This window comes from Pseudoalteromonas sp. 1181_04 (assembly GCF_052850545.1).
Genome location: NZ_VXCS01000077.1, coordinates 1 through 971, shown reverse-complemented (window position 1 = coordinate 971; position 971 = coordinate 1). Strand labels below are relative to the sequence as shown.

The 971-nt window shown below is 44.6% G+C and carries 1 protein-coding gene; it reads right to left on the bottom strand.

The annotated features are described in order from the left end of the window. The coding region (istA, locus tag FW757_RS23095; protein WP_446441779.1) for an IS21 family transposase at window positions 1–971 on the bottom strand (971 nt) is incomplete at both ends.

The window sequence follows — 971 nt, the reverse complement described above, 5'->3', positions numbered from 1 at the left end:
TTGCGCGATAGCACGCTTGCTCAAGCCGCTCTTTTGAATAGATTTTAGCTAAACTTAACACCCCTAAACAGGCGCGATAAGCGTGCTCGGGGTGACGCCGTCCACTGAGCTGTAACTCAACAACTTGGTGGGTATACTCTCCAATACTTAATGCCCATGAGCGTAAATTTATCGGTGACTGCTCATGCTGTTTTTGATGCGCCAGAGGCATATGATGAGGCTGTGTTGTATGCCCACCTAAACGATGTGAGCGCGGATGCTGTGCGATTAAGGTATCGTCATGATAAAGCTGTACTAACTGATTGGTTATGTGTGCGCGTAATTGTTTCTTAACCCACTGATACGGCACACTGTAATAATGCTTTTCTATTTCAACATGATAATCAATGTGTACTCGCACCGTTTTGATTTGTGTGTAGTGATAGGGCTTTTCAGGCAATGGCTTTAATGCGCTTTTATCCACCCTATCAAATAGCTGTTTACGTGACTGTTGATATTGCTTCATGACCTTATTGTTCATTACATCAAGTAGCTTTGCTATTTCTTGATTTAAGTGCGCTAAGCTGTAGAAGGTTTGGTTACGCAGACGTGCCATGATCCAACGCTCAACAATTTGTACACCGACTTCAGCCTTCGATTTATCTTTGGGTTTATAAGGTCTAGCGGGTATGACCGCGACGTTATAATACTCGGCTAATTGATGATAAGTGGGGTTTAGATCAGGCTCGTAGCGACATGGTTTACTAACAGCACTTTTTAAGTTGTCGGGAATAACAAGTTCAGGCACACCGCCTAAAAACGCAAAACAACGGGCATGACTCATCACCCAGTCTTCAAGTTGCTGGCTATACGTTGCCTCAGCATAGGTATAATTTGATGCGCCGAGCACGGCAACAAATACTTGAGCAGTCCGTGTTTCCTGCGTTGTAGGGCACGTGATGGTCAGCGTGGGGCCACAATAATCCACAAAT